Below are 21720 nucleotides of genomic sequence, written 5' to 3' on the forward strand. Positions count from 1 at the left end.
GAGACGTCAGACATCTCGATCAACAGCCCGGGGGCCTCGCTCGTTGCGCTTCGCGGCCGTCACCTGATCGGTGGCCAACTCGAAGAACCTCACTGACTCCCGCTCTTTCTTGTTCTCCCTCGCCCGGTCGCCCCATCCGCGACCTGCACCCGGGTGGAGTGCGGGGAGGCCGTCAGTCGGACTTCTGCCAGGGGCTCGTCCCGAGCCGGCCGGTGTCCGTGAGGTCGAGGGGGCCGTCGAGCGTCTCCATGGTCTGGGGGCGTTCCCCGGGGGCCGCGGTGATCTCCAGGTAGGTCGTCGACGTGTCGGGCGACATCATGCGCCAGGTCAGGCCCGACCGGGCCGACTCGCCGGGCTTCAGGGTCACGGGCGCGGGGTCGGGAGCGGGGCCCGCCATGTGGATGCCGTCCGTTCCCTTGAGGACCTCGATGTCGTACGGGGCGCGGTCCTCGTCCAGGACGCGGACGGCGGGGTAACCGTTCAACTCGTACGGGCGCGTGCCGCAGTTGGTCAAGGTGACGGTCATGGCGCGCAGCCCCATCGCACCCTGGACCAGGCCGGGCGTGATCCGTACGCCCGACTCCGGGCAGGTCGCGGCGGGGGTGGAAGGCGTCGAAGCCGTGGGAGGCGTGGTGGGGGCGAGGGTCGGCAAAGGGCGATCCTCGGGTGGTGCCGGCTCCGGCGTCGCCGTTCTCGCGGGGTTGCGCTCGCGGTCCAGTTCCTCCCTCAAGCTGCTGCAGCCGGTGGACAGCACGGCAGCCGCGGCGAGGGCCAGGACATGTCCGATACGTATGACGGTCACGCGGCGATCATCGCACCCTCTCGCCGGTTCGGTCCCGAAGCAGTTCGCCGATGGTGCCGTCCATGCAGTGGCACGACGAGTACGACCCCACCTACAGCGGTTCCCCCGCGACTTCTTCGCCGGGTACCACGCGGCCAAACAGGGCGAGCACGGTCTTACCGACGAGGACCTCCGCGCCTGGCGTCCCGCACCGGCCGTCCGCCGTGGCGGAGGTCCGGCAAGGCTTGATCGTCCGGCGGTGCCTGTTCCGCGCGTCAATGCGGGACAGGCACCGGGTAGTCGCTCAGAGAATGCGTAATCTCCGCATTGCTGTGCCCAATTCGTCGAGCCGGTGCCGGTACGCGGGGAGCTTCACAAGTTTCTCCAGAGCTACTCTCTGCCCCAACCGGTCGAAGCCCCTTTCGATATCGCGGCGCCCACCCAGAGCCGCTTTCAACACGGCCTTCGGATCCGCGATCTTTTCCACATTCCGATCTCTACTCGATAGGCCCCGCCACGCTCACCTGGCAGAAGAGCAGCTTCACCGCAGGCGACAGCCAGTGCTTCGAACTCGCCGCCCTCCCCGCCGGAGGCGTCGCCGTCCGCGACTCGAAGAACTCCTCCGGCCCCCACCTCTGCTTCACCCCCGGCGAGTGGCAGGCGTTCAAGGCGGGCATGGCGGCAGGGGACTTCGACACCCTGTAGTGCGTGAACGGCGGCGGTGAGCGCCGGCGGTGAGCGCCGGCGGTCACGAAGAACGGGGCAGCTCGAACACCCGGCACACATCGGGGTCGCCGAGCTGGTCGAAGAGCACGATGCGCCCGTCCCGCTTGCCGACCCGAAGCTGATTGACGGGCAGCCGGCGTGTGCTCCCGGTCGTCCTCGAACTGGAGGCCGATGCGGTCGCCCTGGTCCGGATCGGCCTCGATCCGCCAGGTGCCGTGACCGTCGAAGGTGGCGGGCTTCTTCCCGAGGATGTCGGGATCGCTGCTGTCGGGCCAATCGGTCACGGTGAAGCCGACCGTGTTGTCGCCGTTGTCGCGCAGCGTGAGGCGAGCCTCGTGGGGGCCCGCGTAGGTTCCGTACAGATCGCTCGTGAAGACATCCTCGACCGGAGCGGGACCGCACAGACCCTGGTCCTGCGACCATCCGGCGGTCAGTGACATCACCGCGACCGCGCCCAGCGTGAGGGTGGCGGCCATGAGCTTGGTCCGGTGCTTCGGGCGTGCGGTGCTCACCGGCTCTTCCCCGGGATGCGTTCGGTCCAGGTGACGGTCTGGCTCACGGCACTCGTGATCGGGCCGTCCGCGATCTCCGCGTACTTCAGCCAGTCGTAGTAGCCGATGAAGTGCAGTGCCGACTCGGTGCTGGTGGTGTTGTCCAGGGTGTACTGGACCACCAGTGATCCGTCCGGGTCGGTGCCACGAACCTCGTACTTGACGTTGTACGAGCTCATGAACGCCTCGCCGAGATGGTCGGGGTCATTGGTCACGATGGCCGGCAGGTCCTCGCCGACCAGCTTCTTCGCCGCGCCGATCTTGCCCGACTCGGAGATGGAGAAAGCCGCGCTGCCCTGCGTCTCTCCTGTCGACTCCCACTGCTCGACCGTCTGCCGGCGTATGTCCTTCATGCTCTCCATGGACTGCACCCGGTCGGCCATCGTGTCGCCGTTGGTGAAGTCCTTGTGGCGCGGGCCGAGGCCGGTCACGTAGTCCAGGCCGAGGCCGTACGGGGTGTCGTCCTTGCGCTCCGGATAGGGGTCCTTGCCCTCCAGCGCGCGGCCGTACGCGTTGTGACGACCGGATCGGGCCTCCGGCGCAAGATGTGCTGGATCGTCAGAGCTGGTGACTTCCTGCTTGATCGACTCAATGACCGCCCTGTGGATCGCGGGATACATCCCGAAGTCGTCGCAGTTGCCGATCAATAGCCGGGTATTCGGGGGAAATCCCAGGAGTTCACCGGGCGGGCAGGGAGAAGGAGGTCAGGGCTTTATCCATCCGTGTGGTGCGAGGCCGGGACAGGCGCCGTGGTGTGGAAATTCCGGTCGTTCGGGCGGGGGTCGGCGGGTGGGTTCAGGGGCGGTGCGAGATTTTTTCGAGGGTCGGCTCCGCCGTCGGCGGTGTGCTGGGTATAGCCGTATTTCGGTGGACGCATCCGCCGATGGCGGGTCATCGATATATGGCCTTTGGGGGAGTGTGTCCGATCGGGGGGTGAGGGTGTGGGGCGGGTAGCGGAGGGGGTGAACTCGGTTGCGGGGAAGTTGTGTTGAACGCCCCTCGGGTCCTCTCCGTATTCAGGGCCAGAGCGTTTCCGTCTGCTGCCGGCGAGCGGACTCCGTCCCCACAGGAGGTCTTGAGTTGAGCCACAAACGCATACCCAAGCGGAAGATCGTGTTCGCCGGGGGTGGCGCTGTAGCCGTTGCGGCGGCCGCGATTCTGCTGCCGAACGCCAATGCCTCACAGGGCGGCGAGCCGGAGCCGACGCCGAAGAAGGTGAACGCGGCAGCTGCCGGGGATCTCGCCTCGCAGATCGCCTCCCAGTTGGGCGAGGCGTTCGGCGGGTCGTACTACGACTCCGAGAAGCAGCAGATCGTCATCAACGTCGTCGGTGACAACAACAAGGTCGAGCTCCAGGTCAAGCAGGCCGGTGCCGTCGTCAGAAACGTCAAGAACAGCACGGCCCAGCTCAAGGCCGCCTCGCAGACGCTGAAGGCGGAGGCGACCATCCCGGGTACGTCCTGGTCCGTCGACCCCAGGACGAACCAGATCCAGGTCCTCGCCGACCGCACCGTGACCGACGCGGGCTGGAACCAGATCGAGTCGACGGTCAAGTCGCTCGGCTCGGACGTGGCCCGGATCAAGCGGACCGCCGGGGAGTTCAAGCCGCTGGCCGCGGGCGGTGACGCCATCTTCGGTGGCGGCGCGCGCTGCTCCCTCGGTTTCAACGTCGTCACGGCGGACGGCGCCCCCGGCTTCCTCACGGCCGGGCACTGCGGCGTCGCCGCGGCGGAGTGGGCGGACGCCCAGGACGGCCAGCCGATCGCCACCATCGCGGACGCGACCTTCGCGGGCGGCGGCGACTTCGCCCTCGCCGCGTACGACGACCCGGCGACCGAGGTCGCCAGCACGGTCGACACGGGTGACGGCCAGATCGTGGACATCGCCGCCGCCGCGGAGGCGGCCGTGGGCCAGGAAGTCATCCGGATGGGCAGCACCACCGGGCTGGCCGACGGTTCGGTCACCGGTCTCGACGCCACCGTCAACTACGGCAACGGTGACATCGTCAACGGCCTCATCCAGACCGATGTGTGCGCCGAGCCGGGCGACAGCGGCGGGCCGCTGTTCACCGCGGACGGTGGCGCCATCGGCCTGACCTCCGGCGGCAGCGGTGACTGCACCGTCGGCGGCGAGACCTTCTTCCAGCCGGTGACCACCGCGCTGGCCGCGGTCGGTGCCCAGATCGGCGCCGGGGACGCGGGCGGCGGCGGCGCGGCCGACGCGGGTGCCGGTGACGACGCCGGTGCGGCCGACGGCGGCGCGGGTGACGGTGCGGACGCCGGTGCCGCCAACGCGGGCGCGGGCGACGAGGGTGTCGACGGCGGCGCGGCCGACGCGGGTGCCGCCAACGCGGGCGCCGGTGACCAGGGTGCGGCCAACGCCGGTGCCGGTGACGAGGGTGCCGTGGCGGGCGCCGGTGACGCGGCGAACGCCGGCGCGGGTGACCAGGGCGCGGCCAACGCGGGCGCCGGTGACAACGGTGACGGTGCCGGTGATGTCGGCAACGGCAACGGCAATGGCAACCAGGACAACGGCAACCAGGACGCCGGCAACAACAACGGAAACGGCAACAACGGCAACAACCGCAACGGGCACTGACCCGGCGCGCCCCCTCGGAAGGACCCTCCGGTCAGGCACCTCGCCGACCGGCGGGTCCTTCCGCCGTCCCGCCCCGTCCCACCGCCGTCCCGCCCCGTCTCACACCGCGGGCACCCGGGTGAAGCGGCCCACGACGTCCAGGTCCGCCTCCACCCGTGCCGCCGTCGCGCGCAGTTCCGGGAGCACCTCCGTGAGGCACGCCGCGACATCGCGGCGGCTCGTGTGCATGGCCACGTTCAGCGCCGCCACGACCGCGCCCGTACGGTCCACGACCGGCACCGCGATCGAACGCAGCCCCTCCTCCAGCTCCTCGTCCACCAGGGCGTACCCCGCACGGCGTACCCCTTCCAGGAGCGTGGCCAGTTCGGCGGGGCGCGTGACCGTGTGCCGGGTCAGCGGACGCGGCTCGGCGCGCGCGAGGCGGGCCGTCAGCTCGTCGTACGGGAGATCCGCCAGCAGCCCGGCCAGCAGGACCCGGCCCATGGACGTCGCGTACGCCGGGAAGCGGGTGCCCGTGGTGATGTTGACGTTCATGATGCGCCGCGTCGCCACCCGCGCCGTGTACTGGACGTCGTCGCCCACCAGCACCGCCAGGGACGCCGAGTCGTCCACGCGCCCCGAAAGCTCGGCGAGATGAGGCGCGGCGATCTGGGGGAGCGTCGTACGGGACAGGGCGGGGAAGCCGAGCGACAGCACCCGCGAGGTGAGCCGGAAGGTCCGGTCGGGAGCGGCGGTGACATGCCCCAGGTGCTCCAGGGTGATCAGGGCGCGCCGGGCGGTGGCCCTGGCCAGGCCGGTGGCCTCGGCGACGGCGCTGAGGGTCAGCGCGTCCCGGCCCTCGCCGAACGCCGTCGGTACGGTCAGCCCGCGGGCCAGTGACTCGATGAACTCCCGGCCCAGCTCCTGCTTGGACGCGGCGGTCCAACTCGCCAGCCCGGGGCCTTCCGGGCGGCCGTCGGCGCGACTGGGGAGGGGCACTTCCGGCGGGCGGGGTTCCTCCGGCGGGCGAGGCGGGCGGGGCATGTGAGGCGGGCGGGCCAGCTCTTGGGCCATCTCCGTCACCGCCGCGCGCAGCCGGGGCAGCAGCGTCTCCCGGAGCGACGCCGCGCTGTGCCGGCTGGTGTGGCTGACCACGCTCGCGACACAGACCGGCCGCGCGTCCGCCGGGGCGTGGAGCGCGCGTACCGGTACGGAGAGGGCGATCAGCCCCGGTTCGATGAGCTGGTCGTCCATCGCCCAGCCGTCCTTCCGGGCCCGCGCCGCCAGTTCCTCGAAGCGCCGGGCGTGGCCCGTCCGGCGCCCGGACCCGGACCCGGACCTCGACCCCGGCTCCGGGGGCAGCGGCGGTACGGCCGGGAAGCCCCGGTCCTCGGGGTCCCCGGCCCGGCGCGCCCGCCACCGCTCCCACTCCTCCTCCGACCAGCCCGCCGCGAACAGCGGCCCCGGCGCGGTGCGTTCGGCGGGCAGCAGGTCGCCGATGCGGAAGGTCAGCGACATGGCGCGCCGCCGGGTGCTCTGGTGGACGAAGCGGATGCCGTCGCCGTCGGGCACGGCCAGCGACACCGACTCGTCCAGCTCGTCCGCGAGCCGTTCCGCGAGCGGGCCGAGCCGCTCCGGCAACCGGGTGGCGGACAGGTAGGCGTTGCCCAGCTCCATGAGGCGCGGGGCGAGCACGGCCTCGTGACCGGTCAGCCGTACGTACCCCATGCGGGCCAGCGTGGCGAGGATCCGGTCGAGCGTGGCGCGGGCGAGACCCGTGGTGCGGGCCAGGGCGCCGATGGCCGCCCGGCCGTCGGCGTCGCTGAGCGCGCGCAGCACGGAGATACCGCGCATCAGCGGTTTCACGGCCTCGGCGGGCGCTTCGCCGGGTGGCGCGGGGACGGGCGTGGACGGCATCGGCTCTCCGGTCTTCCGGTCGCCCGGACTTCGGCGGAACGGGGCGTTGACATGTGTCCCCGGTGAAAGCAGACTCATGGCCCGGTGTACGTGAACGATATTTCACCAGGCGAACTCCATCAACAGTGACCACTGAGCGGAGAAGCTGATGCACACCTCGGTCGGCATCGTCGGAGGCGGCCCCGCCGGTCTCCTGCTGGCGCGCCTGCTGCACAACGCCGGCATCGGCAGTGTGGTCCTGGAGAGCCGCGACCGCGCCTATGTCGAGCAGCGCCAGCGCGCCGGCATCCTGGAGCAGCCCACCGTGGACGCGCTGCGCGCCGCCGGGGCCGGGGCCCGGCTGGACCGCGAGGGGCTGGTCCACGACGGCGTGGAGCTGCGTTTCGGCGGGCGGGCGCACCGTATCGACTTCCCGTCCCTCACCGGCGGGCGCACGGTGACGGTGTACGCGCAGACCGAGGTGGTCAAGGATCTGATCGCCCTCCAGCTCGCCGAGGGCGGGCCGCTGCTGTTCGGCGCCGAGGCCCTCGCGGTGACTGGCTCCGACACCGGCGCGCCGGCCGTCCGCTATCTGCACGAGGGCCGCGAGCAGACCCTGACCTGCGACTACGTGGTCGGCTGCGACGGCTTCCACGGGGTGACGCGCGAGGCCGTACCGGAGGGGGTGCGGACGACGTACGAGCGGACGTACCCGTACTCCTGGCTCGGCATACTGGCCGACGCGCCGCCCGTCCACGACGAGTTGGTCTACGCCCACTCGGCGCGCGGGTTCGCCCTCGCCAGCATGCGCTCCCCGGCCGTCAGCCGTCTCTACCTCCAGGTGGCGAACGGCACCGACCCCGCCGACTGGCCCGACGCGCGGATATGGGACGAGCTGGACGCCCGCCTCGCCCTCGCCCCGGAGCCGGGCCGACGGCTGGCACGCGGCCCCGTCACCGCCAAGTCCGTACTGCCGATGCGTAGTTCCGTTACGGAGCCCATGCGGTACGGCCGGGTGCTGCTGGCCGGGGACGCTGCGCACATCGTCCCGCCGACCGGGGCCAAAGGGCTCAATCTGGCGGCGGCCGATGTCATCGTTCTCGCGCGCGCCCTGGCCGAGCTGTACGAGAGCGGCTCATCCGCGGCGCTCGACGCGTACTCCGACACCTGTCTGCGGCGGGTATGGCGGGCCGAGCACTTCTCGTACTTCATGACGACCACCCTGCACACCGACCCGGCGCAGTCCGGCTTCGAGACCCGTCTGCAGCTGTCGCAGCTCGACCGCATCGCGTCCTCGCCACACGCCGCGGCGGAACTGGCGGAGAACTACGCCGGGTTGCCGTTCGAATGAATCCGTACGTACCCCTGCCCACCCCCATGAGGCAGGGGTACGTACGGCCACGGAGACCGCTCCCCCCTGAGAACGGTCGAGACGTCAGAACCCTGACCGGAGAAACGCTATCGCCGGACACACTCGACGTGTGACGGTCAATCGACCGACAATCGGCACGGACAATGTGACAGGTGTGACGCCGAGTGGTGCATGAGGCGAATGAGGGAAACCCCGGTCCCTTAGGGGGACTTCCGGTGACACGCCGGAACCGGAAGCGTCCACCGGACGCGCGCGCCCCCGGCCCCGGCGAAGACGTCCCCGGCCGGGACGCACGCGCCCCCGGGACGGTCGAGGGCGTTCCCGTACCGGCCGAGCGCGTTCCCGGACCCGCCGAGGGCGTTCCCGTACCGGCCGAGCGCGTTCCCGGACCCGCCGAGCGCGAGTTCGTCGCCTTCGCGTTCCGGTACGCCCACCGGATCCGCGTCGTCGTGGTCTGTTCCGGTGCCGTGCTCGCCGTACCGGCCATGCCCGTCGACGGGATGCCCGCCGCCGCAGTCATCTCCGCCGGTGTCATCGTCTGGAGCGTGCTCCACTATCGGCTGGCGCTGGCGGGCCGGCACCCGCGCCGGATCCTGGTCGCCGACCTCGGGGCGCTCGGCGCGGTCTGTCTCACGCAGGCGCTGACCATCCCGGATTCCCAGACCCGGTACGGCAGTACGTGGGTGCTGGTCGTCGTCAGCATCGTCGCCGTCGGCTACCAGCTCACGCACCCGGCGCGCCTCGCGCTGACGACGGCCACGCTGCTCGCCGCCGTCGATCTGGCCGGCGCGGTGATCGACCGCCCCGACGGCTGGACGTACGCGCTGCCCAACGTGGCCTGGCTCTTCGTCCAGGCCCTGCTCTGCCAGGGGATGTTCCGGCTGGTCCTGCGCGGCAGCCGGGCCGCCGACGCGGCGGGCGCGCGGGCCGCCGAGGCGCGGCGGCGGCACGATGTCGCCCAGGCCCAGCGGTCGGCCGAGCGGGAGCACCTCGCCACGCTGCACGACACGGCGTGCGCCACCCTGCTGATGGTCTCGGCGCACGGCCGGTCGCTCAGCCCGGACGTGGTCCGCACCCAGGCGGGCAAGGACCTGCGCAGGCTCGCGGCCGCGCGGGCACCTGTGGCGGCGGTCGGGGCGTCCGGCGCGTCCGCGTCGTCCGGGGCGTCCGAGTCGTCTGCGGGGTCCGGGGACATGTCGGAGGCGTGCGCGGCGGGTCCGAGCGACCTGACGCGGGAGCTGGTCGCGGAACTCGACGGCCATCTCCTCTCCGTCCACGCCGCGTTCGACCGTACGACCGGCTCCCTGGGCACCGTCCCGCCGCCCGTGGCCGTCGCGCTGCGCGGCGCGCTGGGGGAGGCCCTGCGCAACGTGGAGCGGCACGCGGGCGTCCGCGCCGTGACGGTGACGGCGACCCGGGCCACCGACACCGACACCGTCACCGGCGCCGTCGCACTCGTGGTCCGCGACGAGGGCGGTGGGTTCGACCCGGCGGGTGTGCCGGCCCACCGGCGGGGGCTGGCCCGCTCGATCGTCGAGCGGATGGAGTCGGCGGGCGGCCGGGCCGTGATCGTCTCCCGCCCCGGCGAGGGCACGACCGTACGGCTGGAGTGGCCCCGTGCCTGACCAGCCGAAGGCGGGCACTCCGGGCGCTGTTGACGCGGCCGGCGTCCCGGCGGACGTCGCGGCCGATGTCCCGGTGGACATCCCGGCCGCCGATCCGCTGACCGGCCGGATCGCCCGGGACATGCGCGCGGGCCTGCGTGTGGCCGGGCTGTTCATCCTCACCGCCGTGCACCTCGGGCTGGCGCTGCCCGCCCTCCTCGGCAGCCTGCGCGGTTACGACCAGCCCTGGATCCAGCTCTCCGCGTTCACCCTGCTGACCCTCCTCATCATGGCGGACGCGCTGCTCGGCGCCGACGGGCGCGGCCGGCCGCGCCCGTGGGTGGTGCTCGGCCTGACCTGCGCCCTCGTGGCGTCGGCCGTCTCCACCAGCCGGCTGCCCGTGGCGGACTTCATCGGGACCCCGCACTGGACGTTCCTGGAGATCGGCTGGTTCGGGGTGCTGCTGCTCTTCGACGCCGGGCTGCGGCCGACGCTCGTCTTCATCGGCGGCCATCTCGTCCTCACCCTGGCGCAGCTGCTGCTCGCGGGGGTGCCGACCCGGCAGGCCGCCTCCGGCATGGCCGTCAGCGCCCTGGCCATCTGCACCTTCCAGGTCGCCGCCGCCATGCTCGCCCGCTCGCTCGGTGACTGCGCCGCCGCCGCGAGCGCCACGGCGCGCGAGCAGGAGCGCGTCCGTACGGAGGCCGCAGTCGCCGCGCAGGTCCACGCCGACCAGCGGGCCCGCTACGCCGAACTGGACCGCTCCGTCATGCCGTTGCTGACCGGGCTCGCCGGCGGCTCGCTCGACCCGGGGGACGAGGCGGTACGGCGCCGCTCCGCCGTAGAGGCCGCCCGGCTCAGACGGCTCTTCGCGGAACGCGACCACGCGCACGATCCGCTGCTCCACGAACTGCGCGCCGGTATCGACGTCGCCGAACGCCACGGCGTCGACGTACAGCTCGCCGTGCGCGGGGCCTGCGCCCCGGTCGACCGGCGGCTGCGCCGCGCGCTCACCGAGCCCGTGCTGGCCGCGCTCGCGACCGCCGAGCGCGACGCCCGCGCCACGGTCGTGCGTGGCGGCGGCCTGGTGCGGGTGAGTGTGGTGACCGATTGCCCGGCGACCGGGCCGACGGAGATCCCCGAACCGACCGAGCCGGGGGTACGGGTGCGCACGGTGCGCAGCGAGGGGCGGCTGCTGGTGGAGGCGTCGTGCACCCTCGACGGCCCGGTCGACGGCCCGTTCGACGCCCCGGCCGACGCCCCCGAGGACGCGCTCACCGCGTCGTCGTCCGCGTCGTCATCCGCGTCCGCGTCCGCGTCTGTGCCTGTGTCCGCGACCGCATCCGCGGACCGGGGTCACAGCTCGTCCAGTGACGTCAGCCCGTCCTGAATGGCCCGCGCGACCAGGTTCGCCTTGGTCGTCGCGGGCCGCCCCGCGTTGGCGTACTTGATGCGCACCCGCTCCAGATACGTGTTCACGGTACGGACCGAGAGCCCCAGGCTCGCCCCGACCATCGCCTTGGACTCCGACTGGAACCACTCCAGCAGCACCTCCACCTCGCGCGGCGTCAGCGCGGGCCGCCCCTTGCGGGCGTCGCTGCCGAACGCCCCGGCCAGCGCGGGCGGTGTGTACGGGCGGCAGTCGGCCGCCGCCAGCGTCGCCGCCATGAGGTGCCGTTCGCCCTCGGCCTTGGTGAGGTACGTGAACGCCCCCAGGTCCAGGCAGGTCAGCGCGGTCTCCTGGCTGTCCTGCATGGTGTAGACGATGACCTGCCGTTCGCCCGCGACGAGTTGCCGCAGTTCGGGGTAGGCGGGCACCCCGTGAGCGAGCTGCAGGTCCAGCACCACCACGTCCGCGTCCCGGCCCGGCCCCGTCGTCGCCACCGACAGGTCCGGCCCCTTGGCGGTCACCGCGATGGGCCGCTCCGACGCCGCGTACCAGGACTCGATGCCCGCGAGGACCACGGGATGGTCGTCGATCAGAGCGACACTCACGGGCGAGGTTTCCGGCATGCCTCATTGTCCGCCGCGCCCGTTCCCGTCGATCGCCGCCGGGTGGAAAGCGCCGGAAAGTGCTGGTGTGGGGCGGAAAACCGCCTGTGATAGCTTGCCGAGGCCAGTCGAACCCATGTACGTGGGTCAGGGAATCCGGTGGGAATCCGGAGCTGACGCGCAGCGGTGAGGGCGACGGGCGGGGCATCGGCCACTGGACAGCAGTCCGGGAAGGCGCCTCCGTCCGGGTGACCCCGAGTCCGAAGACCTGCTGGCGGCCTCCGTCCGCGTCCTGTGGCGGGGGAGCACCGTACGACCGGGCTCCGCGCATGAGCCCTCGACGCAGAGGAACGACTCCGTGCCGATCGCACGCCTCGCCCGCCGTGCCACTCCCTTCCTCGCCGCCGGCGCCCTGCTGCTCACCGGCTGCGGTACCGGCTCGGACTCCGGAGCTGATTCCGCATCCGGTTCTGATTCCGGTACCGGTTCCGCCCGGGCCGCCGGCTATCCCCGTACCGTCGCCAACTGCGGTCGGGAGGTACGGATCGACGCGCCGCCCGAGCGGGCCGTCTCGCTCAACCAGGGCACCACGGAGATCATGCTCTCCCTCGGCCTCGGCGACCGCATGGCCGGCACCGCCACCTGGACCGACCCGCTGCCGAAGAGCCTGCGGAAGGCGAACGCCGGGGTCGAGCGGCTGGCCGACAACAGCCCCTCCTTCGAGAAGGTCCTGGACGCCGAGCCCGACTTCGTCGCCGCCTCCTTCGAGTCCACCCTGGGCAAGGGCGGCGTGGCCACACGCGCGCAGTTCGAGAAGGTGGGCGTACCGGCGTACGTCTCGCCGTCCGACTGCGCCAAGGACAACACCGGTGACACCGACGGATCCCGGGCGACGCCGCTGACCATGGAGGACGTCTACGGCGAGATCCGCGAACTGGCCACGGTGTTCGGCGTCGAGGAGCGCGGTGACCGGCTCGTCGCGGGGCTGAAGGACCGGATGGCGAAGGCGGTCGCCGGGATCGACGCGAAGAAGGCGAAGGACACCACCGTCCTGTACTGGTTCGCCAACTCCGAGGCCCCCTTCATGGGCGGCTGCTGCGGCGCTCCCGGCATCATCACCGACGCCGTCGGCGCCAAGAACGTCTTCGACGACACCCACGACGAATGGCCGCAGATCAACTGGGAGACGGTCGCCGACCGCGACCCCGCCTTCCTCGTCATCGGCGATCTCACCCGTAAGTCGCAGACGGCCGAGTCGGCGGCGAAGAAGATCGAGTTCCTGGAGACCAACCCGGTCACCCGGGCCATGGACGCGGTGAAGCACCAGCGGTACGTACGCCTCAGCGGCCAGGCCATGAACCCGAGCATCCGCACCGTGGAGGGCGTCGAGCAGGTGGCGGCGGCGCTGCGCGCGTACGCACCCGCCAAGTGACCACCGCGGAACGGGCGTCGAGGGCGTCTGCCGAAGGGAGCCCGGCGCCGCTGGACCCCGGCGGCTCCCGCGAGGTCCGGCGGGCCGCGGTCTGGGTCCGCCCGGTGGGGTGGGCCTGCGGCCTCGCCGCGCTCGCCCTCTCCGTCGCCGTGGCGATCACCATCGGGCCCGCCGACATCCGTGTCGGAGACGTCTGGTCGGTCGTCGGCGCCCACCTGGGCCGGGGCGAGCCGCGTCTCACCCCGATCCGCGACGGCATCGTCTGGAACCTGCGGCTGCCGCGTACCCTGCTGGCGGCCGTCTGCGGCGCCGGGCTCGCGGTGTGCGGCGCGATCATGCAGTCCCTGCTCCGTAATCCGCTCGCCGACCCCTTCGTCCTCGGCGTCTCCTCGGGAGCCTCCACCGGCGCGGTCCTGGTGGTCGTGCTCGGGGTCGGGGGAGGGGCGCTGTCGGTCTCGGGCGGGGCGTTCCTCGGCGCGCTCTGCTCGTTCGGGATGGTGCTGCTGCTCAGCCACACGCTCGGCGGGACGACCGACCGGGTGGTGCTCTCCGGGGTGGCCGCGATGCAGCTCTTCTCCGCCCTCACCTCCTTCGTCGTCCTGACCGCCGCCGACGCGGAGACCACCCGCGGGGTGCTGTTCTGGCTGCTCGGCTCGCTCGGCGGCGCGGGCTGGACCGATGTCCAGGTCTGCGGCGCCGTCCTGCTGGTGGCGCTGGTGGTGTGCGGCGGGTACGCGCGCACGCTCGACGCGTTCGCCTTCGGGCAGGACGCCGCGGGGCACCTCGGCGTCTCCGTGGCCCGTACGCGCCTCGTCCTGCTCACCGTCACCGCGCTGCTGACGGCCGCGCTGGTCTCCTCGGCGGGCGCGATCGGCTTCGTCGGACTCGTCCTGCCGCACGCCGCCCGCGCCCTGGTCGGCCCGGGGCACGGCCGGCTGCTCCCGGTCACCGCGCTGACCGGGGCGGTCTTCCTGGTGTGGGTCGACACCCTGGCCCGTACGGTGCTCGACCCGCAGGAGGTGCCGGTGGGTGTGGTGACCTCGCTCATCGGGGTGCCGGCGTTCGTCCTGGTCCTGTACCGAGGCCGGAGGACCCGATGACCCACCCGACCCCCGACCCCGCCCCCGCGCCCGTCCCCGCTCGGACATCAGTCCCCACGGGACTGAGCGCCGACCGGGTCTCCCGCGCCGCCGGCGGCCGCCTCATCCTCGACGGGGTCTCCCTCACGCCCGCGCCGGGTTCCACGGTGGGGCTGCTCGGCCCCAACGGCTCGGGCAAGTCCACCCTGCTGAGGCTGGTCTCCGGAGTCCTCGCCCCCACCTCGGGCGTCGTCACCCTGGACGGCAGGACCCTCACCGAGGCGGGCCGCAGGACGGTCGCGCGCCGGGTCGCGGTGGTCGAGCAGCAGACCGACACCCAGGTCGAGCTGAGCGTCCGCGATGTCGTACGCCTCGGCCGTGTCCCGCACCGCCGCGCCTGGTCGCCGCCGTCCGCCGGGGACGAGGACGCCGTACGGACGGCCCTGGAGCGCACCGGTCTGACGGACCGCGCGGGCCAGTCCTGGCACACCCTCTCCGGCGGCGAGCGCCAGCGCGTCCAGATCGCCCGCGCCCTCGCCCAGGACCCCCGGGAACTCCTGCTGGACGAGCCGACCAACCACCTCGACATCCAGCACCAGCTCGATCTGCTGAACCTGGTCGTCACGCTCCCGGTCACCACCGTCATCGCCCTGCACGACCTGAACCTCGCCGCGATGTACTGCGACGAGGTCGTGGTCCTGCGCGCGGGCCGGGTGGTGGCCGGCGGGCCCCCGGGCGACGTGATCACCGAGGAGCTGATCGCGGACGTCTACGGGGTACGGGCGTCGGTCACCCGGGACGACGGCGGGACGGGCCGCCCTCATGTGCGGTTCCTCGGCACGGTGCCACGGGCCGGTGACGGACAACTGCCGGTCCCCCATGACGCCGGTCCCCCATGACGCCGGTGACGCATGACATGGAGATCCCGGTGACCGTCCCCCGAGGCTTACTGCATATCATTCGCAAGTGCCCAGCTATCGCATTCGAACAGCCACCCCCGAGGACGCCGACGCCGCCCGCGTGGTGATGCTCGACACCGTGTACCACGACTTCCGCTCGGGGTACGTGCCGCGCTGGCACGGCGACATCATCGACATCGAGGCCGCCTATCTCGTCCCCCCGCGCCACACCCTGCTGGTCGCCGTGGAGGAGGGGGAGGGGCCGGAGGGGAGCGGTGGAACCGTCGTCGCCACCGCCGCCCTCGACTCCCGGGGGCCGGCTCATCCGCCCAACCCCCGCTGGCTCGCGGAGCGTTACCCCTCCGGGGAGACCGCGCAGCTGCGCCGGGTGTACGTGCGCCCCGGCCACCGGCGCCGGGGGCTCGCCCGCGCGCTCGTGCGCGAGCTGCTGGACTTCGCCGCGGCGGACGGCGGTTACCGCTCCGTCTATCTGCACACCGACCCCTCGGTCACCGGCGCCGAGCCGTTCTGGCGGTCGCTCGGGAAAGTGGTGTGCGACGAGCGTGATGCCGCGGAGGTTGCGGCGGGCGATCCGGCGGGCACGGTTCATTTCGAGATCCCCGTCCCTCTCGGGATCCCGGCACCCCGATGAAAACGATTGTCATGTAATCTTTCGTTCGCCCTTGCCCGCCCGTGCCCGAGGACACGCACCAGGCTGTCCAGACGGCTGTCCGCCGGGCCGATCCCCAGCCTGGCCCCCGGCCGGTCCCCCCCCGGCCGATCCCCGGCTGTCCGTCGCGTAGAGAACGAGGACCATGCGCCCTGCCCACCGCCGCCGTCCGGTCGCCGGTCTGCTGCTCGCTCCCCTGCTCGCCCCGCTGCTCACCGGCTGCTTCGCCGACGGCGGCTCCTCGGGCGCGCCGGGCTCCGGCTCGGGCCCGGCCGACGGCGCGCGGCTGCGCATCGCGCTGGCCTTCCCGCCGTCCGAGAACCTCTCCCCGTACGGCGCCGACGCCACCCTCCTCAGCCGGCTCGGCGTCACCGAGGGGCTGACGAGGCTCGACGGCAACGGCGCGGCCTCGCCCGCCCTCGCCGAGTCCTGGAGCCGGGAGAACGGCCGCAGTTGGCTCTTCACCCTGCGCGACGCCCGCTTCCAGGACGGGGCGCCCGTCACCGCCGCCGCGGTCGCCGACGCCCTCACCCGCGCCGCGGCCGCCACCCCGATACCCACCGCCCTCTCGGGCGTCCGGCTCACCGCGCGGGCGACCGGCGACCGTACCGTCCGCGTCACCACCGCCACCGCCGACCCCGTACTGCCGCTGCGGCTGGCCGGGCCGAGCCTCGCCGTGCTCTCCCCGAAGGCGTACGGGCAGGGGGGCGCCCCGGACCCGGTCGGCCACGCCACGGGACCGTTCACGATCACCAAGGTCAACGGCTCCGCCTCCGCCACCCTCGACCGCTTCGACGACTACTGGGACGGCCGGTCCCAGGCGTCCGGCATCGACGCCAAGTTCATCGCCGACGGCACCGCCCGCGCCAACGCGCTGCGCACCGGCGAGGAGGACATCGCCGAGGCGGTACCGGTCTCGCAGGCCGCCTCCCTCCCGAAGGGCGTCGCGCGCGAGGTGCCCACGGCCCGCACCACCAGCCTCTTCCTCAACACCCGTTCCGGCGCCTTCACCGATCCGACGGTACGGGCCGCCGCCCGCCGGGCGGTCGACACCTCCGTACTCGCCAAGAACGTCTACGAGGGGTACGCCGACCGCGGCCAGGGCATCTTCGGCCCCGCCCTCAACTGGGCGGCGGGCAAGCGCGAACAGCCCGCCGGACGCGCGAAGGCAGCCACCGCCGCCGAGGTCAAGGGCACCACCGTCCGCCTCGCCACCTACGACAACCGGCCCGAGCTGCCCGAGGTCGCCCAGGTCCTCCAACAGCAGCTGGAGAAGGCCGGCTTCACCGTCGAGCTGACCGTACGGGAGTCCTCACGGATCGAGAGCGACGCGCTGGCCGGGAAGTTCGACGCGTTCGTCGGCGCGCGCAACACCATGCTCGACACGGGCGACCCGGTCTCCGTCCTCGCCAGTGACTACACCTGTGACGGCACGTACAACCTGGCGCTGCTCTGCGACAAGGAAGTGGACCGCGCCGTCGCAGCCGCCGACGCGGTCGCGGACCCGGCGCGGCGGCAGGACGCCGTGCTCGCCGCGGAGGCCCGGATCCTCGGTACGGACGCGGTCGTTCCGCTCATCCACCAGCGCAATGTCCTCGGCGTCGCCACCTCCGTACGGGGCGTGGTGCTCGACCCGTACGAGCGCGCCGTCGTCGCCCCCGGCACCCGACGCTGACCGGGACGGACCGCATGCACCGCTTCCCGACCGGGCGCGCACCCGACCGGCCGCGCCCCGGCGCCACCCTCCTGCCGCGCGTCACCTCGCTCCCCGGCCTCCCCCTCCTCTGGCGGGCGGCCCTCGCGGCCGGTCTGCTCTGCGCCATCGGCCTGCTGCCCTGGCTCTCGCGCACCGATCCCGCGCTGACCGTGCTCAAGGCGCGCTCGGCGGAGCGCGACCCCACCCCCGAGGTGCTCGACGCCGTACGGGACCAACTCGGCCTCGGCGCGGGCCCCCTCCACCTCCTCGGGCAGTGGCTCGGCGGTCTCCTGCGCGGCGACGCGGGCGACTCCTGGATCTCCGGCTCCGCCGTACTGCCCGGCGTGGTCCAGGCGATGGGCGTCTCGCTGCTGCTGATGGCCGTCGCGATGGCGGTCGCCGGCGTCACCGCCGCGGCCGTGTGCGCCCGTACGCTCCGGCGCGGCGCGCGGCGCACGCCCGGCGCGCCACGGGCCGGGGGAGCGGCGGCGATGCTCGCCGCGCTGCCCGAGTTCCTGACGGCCTCCGTCCTGGCCACCGTGGTCGGCGTACAGCTCGGCTGGCTGCCCGCGCTCGGCTGGTACGGACCGCGGTGGCTGGTGCTCCCCGCGCTCGCCCTCGGCCTGCCCGCCGGCGCGCTGCTCGGCCGGATGCTGGACGACGCGCTGCCCGGCGCCTTCGCCGAACCCTGGGCGACGGCGGCGGCCGCGCGCGGCCTCCCCGGCCACCGGATCGCCCGGCAGGCGGTGCGCCGCTGCCTCCCCGGACTCCTGCCCAACCTCGGCCTGTTCGTCGTCGGCCTCACCGGCGGCTCGGTCGCCGTGGAGCAGATCTTCGACATCCCCGGCCTCGGCCGGCTCACCCTCGACGCCGCGATCGCCCAGGACCTGCCCGTACTCCAGGCGGGCACCCTCGCCCTGCTCCTGCTCGCCGCCGCCGCGGGCGGCCTCGCGCGCGGTACGGGGCGCCTCCTGATCGGCCCCGTGCTGCGGGACGGCGCGCTCCAGTCCCTCCACCGGCCCGCGCCGCCCGCGGGCCGCGCCCTGCCGCTGGTGTACGGGGCGCTCCTGCTCGGCGTCATCGGGGCCGGACTCACCCGCGACCCGCTGACGCTGGACCCCGCGGCCCGGCTCCGGGCGCCGTCCTGGGCGCATCCGTTCGGCACGGACGCCCTCGGCCGCGACGTCCTGGCCCGGATCGGGCACGGCGCGCTGACCACCCTCGCGCTGGCGCTGGCGGTCAGCGCCGCCGCGCTGCTCCTCGGCGTCCTGCTCGGCCTCGTACCGAAGGTGTCCGGCGCCGCCGTCGACACCGTCAACGCGGTGCCGCCCGTCCTCGCCGGGCTCCTCGTCGCCGGGGCCGCGGGCAGCGGCCCGGTCACCCCGGCACTCGCGGTGGCCGCCGTCGCCTGGGCGCCGCTCGCCGCGCACGCCTCCGCGCTGCTGCTCCAGGAACGCGCCACGACCCACCTGGCCGCCACCCGCGCGCTCGGCGCGGGCCCGCTCCATCTGCTCCGCCGCGAGCTGCTGCCCGCCGTCGTACCGCCGGTGGCCCGGCACGCGCTGCTCCGGCTGCCCGCCGTCGCGCTCGCCCTGGCCTCCCTGGGCTTCCTCGGGCTCGGCGCGCAGCCGCCGTCCCCCGAGTGGGGCCTGCTGCTCGCCGAGAACCTGCCGTACGCGGAGCGCGCCCCGTGGGCGGTCTTCGCGCCCGCCGCCGTGCTGGCCCTGCTCGGCGCCCTCGCCGTGTCGGCGGCGGGCGGCATCCGGGTCCGTACTCGCGATCGCCGCGTCGAGGGAAGCCCGATGACCGACGCCGAGCCCCCGGCGACCGGGCCCGGAACGTCGTCGCCCTCCATATTCGTGATGGCCGCCCCGGAGGAAACCCGATGACCCAGGCCGACCCACCCGCGCCCCAGGCCGGCCCGCGGACGACCGGGGCCACGCCACCGGCCCCCGGCACCGAGCCACCAGGGGCCGCCCGCCCCGGCTCCGACCCCGACTCCCGCTCCGGCGCCCGGTTCCGGTTCTGGTTCCGCTTCGGCTCCCGGATCCGGTTCCGCTTCGGTGTGTGGCGCGGGCTCACCCCGCTGCTCCGTCTGCTGATCCTGACGCAGCTCGCCTTCAACGTCGGCTTCTTCGCCGTCCTTCCGTTTCTCGCCGACCACCTCGGCGGGGCCGTCGGCATGGCGGGCTGGCTGGTCGGCCTGGTGCTCGGGCTGCGTACCTTCAGCCAGCAGGGCCTGTTCGTCGTCGGCGGCGCCCTGGCCGACCGGTACGGCGTACGGCCCGTGGTGCTGGCGGGGTGCGTGCTGCGCGTCGCCGGGTTCACCTGGCTGGGTTTCGCCGAGCGGTCCTGGTCCGTCATCGGCGCCGTGCTGCTCGTCGGCTTCGCCGCCGCCCTCTTCTCGCCCGCCGTGGAGTCCGAGGTGGCCCGCCAGGCCGTGGTCAGGGAGGAGGCGGGCGGCGGCCCCCGTACCGGCGTGCTCGCGCTGTTCACCGTGGCCGGCCAGGCGGGTGCCTTCGTCGGACCGCTGCTCGGGGCGCTGCTGCTGGCGGTGGACTTCCGTACGGTCTGCCTCGCCGGTTCCGTGATCTTCCTGCTCGTCCTGGCGGGCCACTGGTGGCTGCTGCCGCAGCACATACCGGGCCGGGCGCCCACCCGGGGCCGCGGCGGCGTCCGGGCCCTGCTCCGCAACCGCCGCTTCCTCGCGCTGTGCCTGGCGTACGGCACGTACCTCCTCGCGTACAACCAGCTCTATCTGGCCGTCCCCGCCGAGGTGGAGCGCGCGACGGGCTCCCAGGCGCCGCTGGCCTGGCTCTTCGCGCTGTCGTCGCTGCTGGTCGTCACCGCGCAGCTCCCCGTCACCCGCTGGGCGGCCGACCGGCTCGGGCTGCGCCGCTCCATGGCCGCGGGCCTGGTCCTGCTGTCGGCCGGCTTCGCCGTCGTGGCGGTGGCCCGCCCCGCCGCCCTGACCGGCGCCGGGGGGCTGGCGCCGGTGGCGGGATTCACGGCCCTGCTCACCCTCGGCCAGATGCTGATAGCCCCGGCCGCCCGCGCCTGGGTACCCGACCTGGCCGACCCCGGGCGGCTCGGTCTCTACATCGGTGCCCTGTCGTCCGTCTCCGGCCTGGTCGTCCTGGCCGGCAGCGCGGCCACCGGCTCCCTGCTCGACGCGGGCCTGCCGGTGGCGGTGCCCTGGCTGGTCCTCGCCGCGATCCCCCTGGCGGCGACGGCCCTGCTCCCGCGCCACGAGGGGCGGCCGTAGGACATCCGCGGCGGCCGGCTCACCGGCCCCGTCCCACGGCCCTCGCTCACCGGCCCCGCGTCACCGGCCTCGCGTCACCGGCCCGTATCGTCCGGCCGGGACATCCGCAGCGCCAGCTCCCGCAGCAGCTCCTCCGACGTGATGTCCGTACGGCCCGCGTCATGGACCCGCGCCAGCTCCGTGAAGACGAAGGTGAACGCCCCGATGAGCTGCATGATCGGGGGCAGCGCCGCCTCCGTCACCGAGTGCGCCGCCTCCAGCGGGGTGGCCTCGGGGGAGACCGTGAACGAGGGGAAGACCTCGGCGAGCAGCGAGCCGATCTGCCCCGCGCCGTTGCCCGCCCCCGGCTCCGTCCCCGGCTCTGTCCCGGGCTCCGCACCGGCCCCCGGCCCCGCGCCGCGGTCGGCCGAGCGGATCCACTCCGCGGACTGCGTGAGAATGCCGATGGCCCTGAGGACGACTTCGTTCTGCTCCATGGGACATGACTCTATGGCGGCTCCAAGGGGGCGCGCGACGGCTGACCGCCCTTCCCGGCGCGGCGCCCGCTCGGGCGCCGCGCCCGCGTCGTCCACGCGGGCGGAAGTCGGCAAAACCCGGACGCGGCACCGGCTTCGGACCTACTCTCGAGTTGTGTCTGGAGCGTCCGGCCGGGTGCTCGTTGTCGACGACAACAGGGTCATCAGGCAACTGATCAGGGTCAATCTCGAACTTGAGGGCTTCGAGGTCGTGACCGCGGCCGACGGTGCCGAATGCCTGGACGTCGTCCACGAGGTCGCCCCCGACGTCATCACCCTCGATGTGGTCATGCCACGCCTCGACGGCCTGCGCACCGCCGCCCGGCTGCGCGCCGACCCCCGCACCAGCCGGCTGCCGATCGCCATCGTCAGCGCCTGCACGCCGTACGAGGTGGACACCGGCGTCGCCGCCGGTGTCGACGGTTTCCTCGCCAAGCCGTTCGAACCGGCCGACCTGGTCCGGCTCGTACGCCGGCTGTGCGGCCAGGAGGGCCCGCCGTCCCTGGACGGCAGGCACGGCGCCGGCCACGCGGGCTCCACCCGAGGCTGAACCACCCGCGGCCGCCCCCTCGCACCGACGGCCCGCACCGACCCGCCCCCCGCACCGACGGCCCCCGGCCGACCACCCGTACCGCATGGCGAAACCGGTTGGCGGAGAGCCCCCA

At 73.5% G+C, this 21720-nt stretch carries 19 protein-coding genes and 1 riboswitch; of the genes, 14 read left to right on the forward strand and 5 right to left on the reverse strand.

What is annotated here, in order from left to right; genetic code table 11:
• Positions 1–172: 172 nt before the first annotated feature.
• Positions 173–802, reverse strand: a complete 630-nt coding sequence (locus ACFXKG_RS26465) for a DUF4232 domain-containing protein (protein WP_384843949.1) — start codon at positions 800–802, stop codon at positions 173–175.
• A gap of 306 nt (positions 803–1108) precedes the next feature.
• Here ACFXKG_RS26465 and ACFXKG_RS26470 point away from each other — a divergent pair, with 306 nt between their 5' ends.
• Together ACFXKG_RS26470 and ACFXKG_RS26475 are read left to right on the forward strand one after the other, a co-directional pair.
• The gene (locus tag ACFXKG_RS26470; protein ID WP_384843952.1) at positions 1109–1486 is read left to right on the forward strand and encodes a DUF397 domain-containing protein; all 378 of its coding nucleotides are present in this window, start codon (positions 1109–1111) and stop codon (positions 1484–1486) included.
• A gap of 161 nt (positions 1487–1647) precedes the next feature.
• A complete protein-coding gene (locus ACFXKG_RS26475; protein ID WP_384843955.1) occupies positions 1648–1944 on the forward strand; it encodes a hypothetical protein in 297 nt (98 codons plus the stop codon).
• A gap of 71 nt (positions 1945–2015) precedes the next feature.
• On the opposite strand, the gene ACFXKG_RS26480 is transcribed toward ACFXKG_RS26475, so the two are convergent.
• On the reverse strand, positions 2016–2678 hold the full coding sequence (locus ACFXKG_RS26480; protein WP_384843957.1) for a hypothetical protein: 663 nt from the start codon (positions 2676–2678) through the stop codon (positions 2016–2018).
• A 460-nt stretch (positions 2679–3138) separates the two neighbouring features.
• Here ACFXKG_RS26480 and ACFXKG_RS26485 point away from each other — a divergent pair, with 460 nt between their 5' ends.
• Positions 3139–4656 (forward strand): S1 family peptidase, encoded by a 1518-nt coding sequence (locus ACFXKG_RS26485; protein ID WP_384843960.1) that lies wholly within the window; start codon positions 3139–3141, stop codon positions 4654–4656.
• 99 nt (positions 4657–4755) lie between these two features.
• Here the strand turns inward: ACFXKG_RS26485 and ACFXKG_RS26490 are convergent, their stop codons facing one another.
• Positions 4756–6552, reverse strand: a complete 1797-nt coding sequence (locus ACFXKG_RS26490) for an IclR family transcriptional regulator C-terminal domain-containing protein (protein ID WP_384843963.1) — start codon at positions 6550–6552, stop codon at positions 4756–4758.
• A gap of 148 nt (positions 6553–6700) precedes the next feature.
• Between ACFXKG_RS26490 and ACFXKG_RS26495 the strand changes: the two genes are divergently transcribed.
• The 3 genes from ACFXKG_RS26495 (at position 6701) to ACFXKG_RS26505 (ending at position 10897) form a co-directional block, all read left to right on the forward strand.
• Positions 6701–7882: a 4-hydroxybenzoate 3-monooxygenase gene (locus ACFXKG_RS26495; RefSeq protein ID WP_384843966.1), complete on the forward strand. Its 1182-nt coding sequence runs from the start codon at positions 6701–6703 to the stop codon at positions 7880–7882.
• Positions 7883–8118: 236 nt separating this feature from the next.
• On the forward strand, positions 8119–9528 hold the full coding sequence (locus ACFXKG_RS26500; RefSeq protein ID WP_384843969.1) for a sensor histidine kinase: 1410 nt from the start codon (positions 8119–8121) through the stop codon (positions 9526–9528).
• Entirely contained in the window at positions 9521–10897 is a 1377-nt protein-coding gene (locus tag ACFXKG_RS26505) for a hypothetical protein (RefSeq protein WP_384843972.1), read from the forward strand. The genes ACFXKG_RS26500 and ACFXKG_RS26505 overlap by 8 nt, the downstream gene beginning before the upstream one ends.
• On the opposite strand, the gene ACFXKG_RS26510 is transcribed toward ACFXKG_RS26505, so the two are convergent.
• A complete protein-coding gene (locus ACFXKG_RS26510; RefSeq protein ID WP_382892758.1) occupies positions 10864–11502 on the reverse strand; it encodes a DNA-binding response regulator in 639 nt (212 codons plus the stop codon). The genes ACFXKG_RS26505 and ACFXKG_RS26510 overlap by 34 nt on opposite strands.
• A 105-nt stretch (positions 11503–11607) precedes the next feature.
• Positions 11608–11790, forward strand: a riboswitch (cobalamin riboswitch).
• Positions 11791–11857: 67 nt separating this feature from the next.
• Here ACFXKG_RS26510 and ACFXKG_RS26515 point away from each other — a divergent pair.
• From ACFXKG_RS26515 to ACFXKG_RS26545, 7 genes are all read left to right on the forward strand, one after another.
• Entirely contained in the window at positions 11858–12931 is a 1074-nt protein-coding gene (locus ACFXKG_RS26515) for an ABC transporter substrate-binding protein (protein WP_384843977.1), read from the forward strand.
• Between the two features lie 50 nt (positions 12932–12981).
• Positions 12982–14031 carry a FecCD family ABC transporter permease gene (locus ACFXKG_RS26520; protein ID WP_384844255.1) on the forward strand — a complete coding sequence of 350 codons (1050 nt, stop codon included), beginning with the start codon at positions 12982–12984 and terminating at the stop codon, positions 14029–14031.
• On the forward strand, positions 14028–14909 hold the full coding sequence (locus tag ACFXKG_RS26525; RefSeq protein ID WP_384843980.1) for an ABC transporter ATP-binding protein: 882 nt from the start codon (positions 14028–14030) through the stop codon (positions 14907–14909). The genes ACFXKG_RS26520 and ACFXKG_RS26525 overlap by 4 nt, the downstream gene beginning before the upstream one ends.
• A 67-nt stretch (positions 14910–14976) precedes the next feature.
• Positions 14977–15561 carry a GNAT family N-acetyltransferase gene (locus ACFXKG_RS26530; RefSeq protein WP_384843983.1) on the forward strand — a complete coding sequence of 195 codons (585 nt, stop codon included), beginning with the start codon at positions 14977–14979 and terminating at the stop codon, positions 15559–15561.
• Between the two features lie 163 nt (positions 15562–15724).
• On the forward strand, positions 15725–17254 hold the full coding sequence (locus ACFXKG_RS26535; RefSeq protein ID WP_384843986.1) for an ABC transporter substrate-binding protein: 1530 nt from the start codon (positions 15725–15727) through the stop codon (positions 17252–17254).
• Positions 17255–17268: 14 nt separating this feature from the next.
• Complete coding sequence (locus ACFXKG_RS26540) at positions 17269–19164, forward strand: ABC transporter permease subunit (protein WP_384843988.1); 1896 nt, start codon at positions 17269–17271, stop codon at positions 19162–19164.
• A complete protein-coding gene (locus ACFXKG_RS26545) occupies positions 19161–20540 on the forward strand; it encodes an MDR family MFS transporter (RefSeq protein WP_384843991.1) in 1380 nt (459 codons plus the stop codon). The genes ACFXKG_RS26540 and ACFXKG_RS26545 overlap by 4 nt, the downstream gene beginning before the upstream one ends.
• A 74-nt stretch (positions 20541–20614) precedes the next feature.
• Here the strand turns inward: ACFXKG_RS26545 and ACFXKG_RS26550 are convergent, their stop codons facing one another.
• Complete coding sequence (locus ACFXKG_RS26550) at positions 20615–21016, reverse strand: hypothetical protein (protein WP_384843994.1); 402 nt, start codon at positions 21014–21016, stop codon at positions 20615–20617.
• 154 nt (positions 21017–21170) lie between these two features.
• Between ACFXKG_RS26550 and ACFXKG_RS26555 the strand changes: the two genes are divergently transcribed.
• On the forward strand, positions 21171–21605 hold the full coding sequence (locus ACFXKG_RS26555; RefSeq protein ID WP_384843997.1) for a response regulator: 435 nt from the start codon (positions 21171–21173) through the stop codon (positions 21603–21605).
• Positions 21606–21720: the final 115 nt, after the last annotated feature.

This window comes from Streptomyces sp. NPDC059255, from assembly GCF_042752355.1.
Lineage (GTDB): Bacteria > Actinomycetota > Actinomycetes > Streptomycetales > Streptomycetaceae > Streptomyces.